Source organism: Pseudonocardia kongjuensis, assembly GCF_039526905.1.
Classification (GTDB): domain Bacteria; phylum Actinomycetota; class Actinomycetes; order Mycobacteriales; family Pseudonocardiaceae; genus Pseudonocardia; species Pseudonocardia kongjuensis.
Genome location: NZ_BAAAJK010000073.1, coordinates 1 through 7,558, shown reverse-complemented (window position 1 = coordinate 7,558; position 7,558 = coordinate 1). Strand labels below are relative to the sequence as shown.

Annotated in this window: 11 protein-coding genes; 6 read left to right on the top strand and 5 right to left on the bottom strand. The window is 65.9% G+C overall.

All coding sequences use genetic code 11. The features are described from left to right. From ABD160_RS33225 to ABD160_RS33210, 4 genes are all read left to right on the top strand, one after another. Nucleotides 1-317: transglycosylase family protein (locus tag ABD160_RS33225; protein ID WP_344030717.1), on the top strand; the 317-nt coding region annotated here is incomplete at its 5' end. A gap of 475 nt (nucleotides 318-792) precedes the next feature. Further along, the gene (locus ABD160_RS33220; protein WP_344030714.1) at nucleotides 793-1,635 is read left to right on the top strand and encodes a MinD/ParA family ATP-binding protein; all 843 of its coding nucleotides are present in this window, start codon (nucleotides 793-795) and stop codon (nucleotides 1,633-1,635) included. Between the two features lie 163 nt (nucleotides 1,636-1,798). Continuing rightward, nucleotides 1,799-2,545: a ParA family protein gene (locus ABD160_RS33215; protein ID WP_344030711.1), complete on the top strand. Its 747-nt coding sequence runs from the start codon at nucleotides 1,799-1,801 to the stop codon at nucleotides 2,543-2,545. Nucleotides 2,546-2,898: 353 nt separating this feature from the next. Then, nucleotides 2,899-3,195 (top strand): hypothetical protein, encoded by a 297-nt coding sequence (locus ABD160_RS33210; RefSeq protein ID WP_344030708.1) that lies wholly within the window; start codon nucleotides 2,899-2,901, stop codon nucleotides 3,193-3,195. A 104-nt stretch (nucleotides 3,196-3,299) separates the two neighbouring features. On the opposite strand, the gene ABD160_RS33205 is transcribed toward ABD160_RS33210, so the two are convergent. From ABD160_RS33205 to ABD160_RS33190, 4 genes are all read right to left on the bottom strand, one after another. After that, the gene (locus ABD160_RS33205) at nucleotides 3,300-3,734 is read right to left on the bottom strand and encodes a histone-like nucleoid-structuring protein Lsr2 (RefSeq protein WP_344030705.1); all 435 of its coding nucleotides are present in this window, start codon (nucleotides 3,732-3,734) and stop codon (nucleotides 3,300-3,302) included. A gap of 45 nt (nucleotides 3,735-3,779) precedes the next feature. Continuing rightward, complete coding sequence (locus tag ABD160_RS33200) at nucleotides 3,780-4,196, bottom strand: hypothetical protein (RefSeq protein ID WP_344030703.1); 417 nt, start codon at nucleotides 4,194-4,196, stop codon at nucleotides 3,780-3,782. A gap of 479 nt (nucleotides 4,197-4,675) precedes the next feature. Continuing rightward, nucleotides 4,676-4,924 (bottom strand): hypothetical protein, encoded by a 249-nt coding sequence (locus tag ABD160_RS33195; protein WP_344030700.1) that lies wholly within the window; start codon nucleotides 4,922-4,924, stop codon nucleotides 4,676-4,678. A gap of 193 nt (nucleotides 4,925-5,117) precedes the next feature. Beyond that, nucleotides 5,118-5,384: a hypothetical protein gene (locus ABD160_RS33190; protein WP_344030698.1), complete on the bottom strand. Its 267-nt coding sequence runs from the start codon at nucleotides 5,382-5,384 to the stop codon at nucleotides 5,118-5,120. A gap of 1,052 nt (nucleotides 5,385-6,436) precedes the next feature. Between ABD160_RS33190 and ABD160_RS33185 the strand changes: the two genes are divergently transcribed. Beyond that, a complete protein-coding gene (locus tag ABD160_RS33185; protein WP_344030695.1) occupies nucleotides 6,437-6,706 on the top strand; it encodes a BrnT family toxin in 270 nt (89 codons plus the stop codon). 47 nt (nucleotides 6,707-6,753) lie between these two features. Next, a complete protein-coding gene (locus ABD160_RS33180; RefSeq protein ID WP_344030693.1) occupies nucleotides 6,754-7,182 on the top strand; it encodes a hypothetical protein in 429 nt (142 codons plus the stop codon). A 72-nt stretch (nucleotides 7,183-7,254) separates the two neighbouring features. On the opposite strand, the gene ABD160_RS33175 is transcribed toward ABD160_RS33180, so the two are convergent. Continuing rightward, the coding region (locus ABD160_RS33175; RefSeq protein WP_344030690.1) for a hypothetical protein at nucleotides 7,255-7,558 on the bottom strand (304 nt) is incomplete at its 5' end.

The window sequence follows — 7,558 nt, the reverse complement described above, 5'->3', positions numbered from 1 at the left end:
GCGAGGATGGGGCTCCCGCAGCCGCAGACCCCGGGGGACCCGAAGCGCCTGCCGCACCCGCGAATGCAGGAACTTGGGACAAACTCGCAGAATGCGAGTCGAGTGGCGACTGGTCGATCAATACGGGTAACGGCTACCACGGTGGATTGCAATTCGATAAATCCACTTGGGCTGCTTATGGCGGGGAACAGTATGCCCCCACCGCTGATCAGGCCACCCGCGAACAACAGATCGAGATTGCCGAGAAGGTGCGTTCCGACCGAGGCGGCTATAGCGCTTGGCCATCATGCTCCGAGCAGCTCGGACTCCCGAAATAGACAGTCCAGCTCGTTGCTAAACAGTATTCCATCAAGGGGGCTGACGATTCAGATGGGTGGTAACAGCATGTTCCAGCAAGGATGGGACGAGGAAGGCGCGCCGCCAGCACCTCGCGTAGAGCCGCGGCCAAGGCCGCAAGAGCCAAGCGAGATGAACGGTCAGAGTCGCGGTGCCACTACCGCTACTGCGCTCAAATGGACCCCAGATATGGATCCAAACGCAACCAGCCCATCGACTACAGATATCCCGAGAAGGCAACCCGCTACGGCCGACTCCCCAGTCGAGGACGATAGGGCGAATGAGCCCAGTCCCGGACCCGAAGCACGCCAGGACTCATTGCCCCCCATCACAGAGAGCGCAGGCGAGCGTTCACACGGGCCGCGCTACCTGAGCGGGCAGACCCTAAATCACGACTCACTCACCAAACACCGGGCAGACATCCCGCAGTACGGGTGGCGGCGCGCCGTCTATTGGATGAGCGGGGGGCTGTTCAACCCGGGCATCGGTGAGGCGGAGAAGGCCCGTCAGCAGCTTCGTGAGCGCGTCCGGCGGCGCCTCCACGCACCTCATCGTGTGGCCGTTCTGAGCGTTAAAGGCGGCATCGGAAAGACAACTCTTACCGCGTGCATCGGATTCTCGATGGCCGAAACGCGCGGGGATCAGGTGAGCGTCATTGATGCGAATCCCGACGCCGGCACGCTCGCTGATAGGCTCACCGGGGATTCGAGCGTGAACATTCGTCACCTGTTGCGAGATCTCGACAAACTCGATGCCCTAACAGATGTTACGAGCTACATGACACTTGCTGGGCGACTGAAAGTGCTCGCCTCGGATCAGGACCCGGCGGTCAGTGAAGCACTCACTGCTCAGGAGTACCGGCGAGTCGCACAACTACTATCCAAGTACTTCAATCTGGTATTCACTGACTGCGGCACGGGAATCTCTCACGACACAATGACGCCAACCTTAGAGATGGCCCATTCGGTGGTCGTCGTTGGCAGCCCCACGGTCGACGGCGCAAGTCGGGCCGGTCACACTCTCGACTGGCTCGAAAGCCACGGTTACGCAGAACAAGCCAGGAATTCCATCGTCGTCCTGAACTGCAAGGACACCTCAGAGGACGTCGATGCCGCCCGCATCACCGAGCATTTCCGCCCCCGGGTGCGGGCGGTCGTGAGCTTGCCCCATGATCCGCACTTGGCCTCTGGTGGTCGGATCGACTTCCGACGGCTTCGCCTGAGCACCAGGGACGTGCTGACCGAGATCAGTGCACACATCGCTGACGGGTTCCCTGAGCCCTACAGCGAGCGCAAGTAACTGAGCCACGGCTGGGGCCGGGTGGCGGCGCCCGAGCCCAGCCCATCCCCGAGGGCCGGTCCCGAGACCTTGGCGGGAATCCGGGACCGGTCCTCAACTCGACCGGATCGCTGTCTGACCACCACGTGTTTTCACACTAAGACACTAGCGCTACGATGCGCGCATGACGCGATCCGACAGCGACGCCGCGAAGCGCCCGAAGGTCCTCGGCGTCGGCTCTCCGAAGGGCGGTGTCGGCAAGACCCAGAGCGCCGTAACCCTCGCTGTTCTCGCAGCACACGAGCACTACAAGGTCCTCCTGATCGACGCCGACGAGAACCGCAGCGCCTACAACTGGTCGGTCCGGGCCGGGGATCACATGCCGTTCGACGTTGACGTGGTCGGGGACTCTGCACACGCACTGTCTCGTCTTCGCGAGATTGACGAGTACGACCTGATCATCATCGACCTTCCGGGCGCCCGGACCTCGGATGCGTGGAACGCCCTCCTGCATGGCTCCGACGGGTCGCCGGTCGTGGACGCGCTGCTCGTACCAAGCGCAGTCCGGGTTATGGATCTACGCCCGGTCGTAGAGGTGATCAACTCCGTGATCATCCCGGCGAAGATCCCGTACCTGCTGGTCGGGACCTTCGTGAGGACCGAGGCGATGCACCTGGCGTTGAACGACCTAACGGAGATCGCCACGAGCGGGATTGCTGTAGCCCGCAGCATCATCCGTGACCTCGTTGTGCACGCCCAGGCTGTCGCTGCCGACCGTCCGGTGAGTGCAATGCCGGGAGGCCGTCGGTCCACCGCCCGTGCTGCAGAGCGGGAGTACCGCCTTCTCGCTCACGAGCTGTTCAAGGGGCTACTTGGGATGAAGTGGCCCGACGTCTCCGAGCCCGCCAGCCCGAAAGGTACTACCGCATGATGGCGAAACGTCGCTCCATCCTCGGCAGTCTCACCGACGTCGACCAGCAGCCGCAGGAATCCAAGCAGCAGCCTGAGCAGACCTCCTCCGCGCCGGTCGAGACCGACTCGCACGCGGTCACGGACACCAACCCTTCTACCAAGGCGCCGCCGCGACGACGCAGCTCCACTAAGACCGCCCGCGGGGCGTCAAGCAGCGGGAGCGCCGGCCCACGACGGAGCGTCCCCACCAGGGCCCAGGAAGCCGCGCAGCCCGCCGAGTCCACACCCCCCCAGCCCAACCGCTCTCGGGGCGGAGGATCCGGCCGTACGACCTCCGCGCGCTCTAGTCAGCGCAGCGCCAGGGATCAGCGCATGGCTGAGCTGATCCCGTATCCCGAGGGGGAAGAGGCCGAGCGGATCAAGCGCGATCCCGCCGCGGCGGTCCGGGTGCCAACCACGGAGGCAGCCAAGCGGACAGGCTTCTACCTGCACGAGGACGACCATCGCGACCTCACCTTCGCGAAGACCATCGACGGTGCGGACGCCAACACCCGAGTACGGGCGATGATCGCCTACTGGCGAACCAACAAGCAGTTCCGCGAGGCCGTGAACCGAGTAGCGAGTGGAATGCCGCGGGGACCACGTAAGAACCAGGCCGGGCAGCCCTGAGTGCCTGACCAACTGGCTCGTGCGACCACGCAACGAACGGGGCCCTCGCCTAAGCCGCGTCCTCACGGAACGGCATAGACGAGGGCCCGTCGTTCGCTGCTCGGCTATCCGCTGAACTGGACAGATCCCGTTGGCGTTGGTTGCGTCGTCGCCATCGGCTGAGACTCGGTTGCACCGGCATCCGAGCGCCCGGAGTAAGCGGTCAGCACCTCGGTCGGGATCCTGCCCCGCTCAGAGACCGTGAACCCGTTGTTCCGCGCCCATTCCCGTACCTGTCGGTTCTGCTCTCGCGACTCTGCCAGCGAGCCCGACGTGCGACTGGACCGGTGCAACCGACTCGTGTACCCGGCTCGTCGCTCGCCACCTACGGCCCGGCGCGCTGCCGTGACGTAGGTGGCAAGCGCATCCCGCAGCGCCCGTGCGTTCCCGGCCGTGAGGTCGATCTCGTAGTTCCGACCGTCAACTCCGAACTCCACCGTCTCGGCGGCCTCCTCACCAGTCAAGTCGTCAACGAGCCGCACAGTTTCGATCCTGGCCACGTGCTAATTCCCTCCCCGCCGTATCCCCGTACAGCTCTAGACTATCTATTCTGACTGATGTTCGAGACGCTCCCGACGCTGTTGAGTGTTCTGCTTCTCTGTCACTCGCCGAAGAATCGACGTAGCGGTGTTCGGAGCCACACCAAGCGCCCGCGCCAACTCCCGCACACCCATCGAACGTCCCTCATCAGCCACCCGCGCCATCAGCTCGGCTGCCTGCTCGTCGACCTGCTCGACCGTCAACCCGTTCCTCAGCGGCCGGCCTCCACCCGCACCGCTGCCCGGCCGTGTTGGTAACCAGTGCTGCACACTGTCTCGCCGCCAGTGCGGTTGCCCATAGACCTCGCGCGCGACCTCAGGCAACGCGCCAGGGATCCCGGCGTACCGCACCCAGCTCGCGGGCTTGATACCGGCGAGCGAGGCGGCCTCGGATGCGTCAAGCAGGTCGGCCGGGTCGTCCACAGTCGGCAGCGGTGGGACAGGGTCGCCACGGACATAGGCTCGCACCTGCGCTAGGTCCCATAGTGGACCCTTCCGCCCGCCCGGCCGATTGATCGGGGGTGGGTGGCCCGGGTCGGCCCACGGCTTCCGTCTGGCGGCCTGCGAGACGGTCAGGCCGTGCAGAGCCCCAACCTCCGCCCGGTCGATCGCCTCTCGGCCTGCCCTGATCATGTGCGACCTCCCGGGCCCCTAACGCTTCGGCTTACCGGTCGTTGGGTCGATTCCGTGCTTCTCACACCACTGCTCATGAGTCGTGGGCTTTCCTTCTTCGTCTACGGGGCCCCGGTAACCACTGTCACGGAGAGCCTTCAACTCCTCGAAACTCGCATCCGCGCGGGGTGTGCGCATCGCATGACCTCCTGTCTGTTCACCATCTCTGCTGGCTGTCCTTGGCACGACCTGATCACGGTGCCGGGGGGCGAGAGAACGTTCGCCGCGCCTCACCCCCGGCTGCCGAGCGCGACGTACTCGGCGCGGGCCTCCGCCGCCTCCACCGCCACCATCGCGGCCAGGTACTCGGGATCGCGACGCATCCTGCCTACGGCACGCCAGGCACTCACAGCCGACACCACGCACCCGCCCGCCTCGTTGCCCACGGCGCCGATGACGAGCCAAGCCAGCGCCACCTGCCCGAAGTCGGTCGCGGGTTCCATCACGACCAGCGCCATCGCTGCGAGTGCGATGAACACGACTACTCCTGCGCTCCCTTTCCAAGTCTCGCTCAGCGCCTCCCGACGGCACTGCCCCAGGACTCGTTCCTGTTCCTGGCTGGGTGTCTGCATCTGGCAACTCCTTCCGTCTCTCTCGCCACTCTCGGCCGCGGTGTGGAAACGGCCGGGGGGCCCGCGGGGGAAGGAGGCCCGCCCCCGCGGGACCGCTCTGTCAGGTCGTCTCGGTCAGGTTCAGCCCCTCGAAAGAGCAACCGGGGCCCATCCCGAGCTCGTCCGGGCAGTGCCGCCCTCCGCACTCGCGGCTGTGGGTCACCAGTCCGATCTCGTAGACCTCGGGCGTGACGGCGACGCCGTGAGCTGCGGCGAGGCGGGCGACCTCCTCACGGGTCTCGGCCAGACGAGCCAGGCCCGCCGACCGGGTCGCCACCCGCCAGCCGGTGACCGCTCCGTTGTCGTCCAGGATCATCATCTCCATCATGTCTGTAACACTATCGGGTTTCAGTAGCACCGGCAAGTGTTTCCGTGTTTTTTTACTAACTACCCCCCGTCAGTGCAGGTCAGGTGCTATCACTGGCGGATGGCTAGCCCATCACATCCCCTGCCGGATCATGAACGTGCGATGACAGGCGGCCCGGCTGCACACCTCACCGAAGCCTGAACGAACACGGCGGCCACATGCTCGGCAGTACACCCGCCCATCGGGACGCTCGGTGCTCACGCCACGCCGGTCGTGCCGAGCCGCGGCTACCTCTCGGGCGACCGCACGGCCCGCCCGAGCCCCGCCCTTGGCCGTGCTGCTTAGGAATCCCATCCTGACCACTCCTCCTTAGAGTCCGATCCGTGCCGCCGTCTTGGCATCGAGGCACCACGCAGGTGCCGCGGCCGGAGCCTCGACAACCACCGGCCGTCCCTTCCTGTCGATCAGGTCCAGTCGAATCACCTGACCGCCCGAGCCGTCCTCCCTTCTCATCGCTGCCCTCACTCGCGCCCAGCTCTCCGACCCGGAACCGCCGAGGGAGTACACCCAGAACCCGGGTGTCACCGTTCGAAGCGGTCGCTCGCGGCCGGCTCGGTTCGCCCGCTTGACGAGGGCTCTTTCATCGCTCATCCCCCAGCTCTCCTCTCTTCGTCGTCGGCCATGCGTGCCTCCAACAGATCTGCCGCGAGACGCAGGCATGTCGACGTCTCGTCAATCCAGTTCCGCGCCAGAGCCCGCAAGCTCGCTGGCGATTCGCCCCGCCCCGGAGCGCGGGCCGCCATCCGGGCTGCACGGACGGTGAGTCGGCTGCCGTACTCCCGGACCAGGCGGTCGCGCACTGCCCGGGTCTCTCTTCCCTCTGTCATGTCTGTAACCATATCGGCTTTCACTGGCACCGTCTATAACCATCTCGGTTTTTCTTGGCATTCGGCCGCAAGGTCCGGGCCTCAAACTCGCTCCGACGGCACCTCGCGCGGCTCCCCCGAGACCTGGCCAGCACCCTTCGCGGACAGCCCGTACCACGCTGTATTACAAACGAGTACACTGCGGTCGTGTGGCGAGAAATCCAGTGGACCGAGCAGAGCGAGGAGCACATCGCTCGCCACTCCGTGACCCCAGGCGAGGTGGACGAGCTGGTCAACACCCGGCCGCGCTACCTCGTCGACGGCCGCGAGAACACCACGCTCATCTACGGCACGACCGACAACGGCAGACACCTCCTGGTAGTCACAGCCCCTTCCGAGGACGGCCGGTACTACGTGGTGACCGCCCGCGACATGGACGACGCCGAGAGACGCGCGTTCGCCCGCAAGGCTCGATGACCACCACTGACCCGGCGACTCCCGCCCGAACCGGAGGGCACCACACCATGACCATGAATCAGGACCAGCTTCAGCGGTTGCGCGACCACTACGACAACCACTCCACCGCCCACGAGATGGAAGACGGGCACTGGGAGACCGACACTCACCCCAACCCGATGGTCGGGACGTCGCTGCGCTTGCCTCAGGACCTCCTCAACTGGGTTCGAACTCGCGCCCAGGACGAAGGAGTTAAGCCGGGCCTGCTCATGCGACGGTGGATCGAGGAACGCCGCGCCGCCGAGCAGACCGCCGCCGATGGCGTGGAGCAGCGAATCCAGACGCTAGAGGAGGCTGTGCTCGCTGTCGGTGCGGCTGTCCCGGCTCCGAGCGACACCCTCCGCCGAGCACTACACCGACTCTCTACCTCCTCACTTCCGGTCCAGAAGGACGTGCGGCAGCAGGACGCACAGCCTGACTCGCCCGCTACACGCTGACCCCCTCATCCCATCCCGGGGGACCCCGCGGCCTGATCCAGCCAGGGTGGCGCGGGCTCCCCTGGTCTGGGCCTACTCCCGCCCTCCGCAGTGGGACACGAGCAGGTACTCCGCGTCAGCCCAGGACCGACAGGCGGTCAATGCCTCAGCCACCGCAGCTCGATCGAACAGGCCAGCGCTGACCCCGTCCAGCACCGCCGTCGTGCGCCCCCAGCGCTCCCGCAGGTCCCGCGCGTTGTCCGCCCCGGCGTCGGCGAGGGCCTGCTCCAAGACGTCGATGATGGACCGCTCGCCGACCAGCATCTGGGCGTACTCGAGCAGCGCCGACCACGACATGTCGCAGTACTCGTCTCCGCTGTCATCTCCATCCGCGTGT

Coding starts and splice junctions, on each gene's coding strand:
- ABD160_RS33220 (WP_344030714.1), top strand. CDS start 793: ATGAGCGGGGGGCTGTTCAACCCGGGCATCGGTGAGGCGGAGAAGGCC.
- ABD160_RS33215 (WP_344030711.1), top strand. CDS start 1,799: ATGACGCGATCCGACAGCGACGCCGCGAAGCGCCCGAAGGTCCTCGGC.
- ABD160_RS33210 (WP_344030708.1), top strand. CDS start 2,899: ATGGCTGAGCTGATCCCGTATCCCGAGGGGGAAGAGGCCGAGCGGATC.
- ABD160_RS33190 (WP_344030698.1), bottom strand. CDS start 5,384: ATGATGGAGATGATGATCCTGGACGACAACGGAGCGGTCACCGGCTGG.
- ABD160_RS33180 (WP_344030693.1), top strand. CDS start 6,754: ATGACCATGAATCAGGACCAGCTTCAGCGGTTGCGCGACCACTACGAC.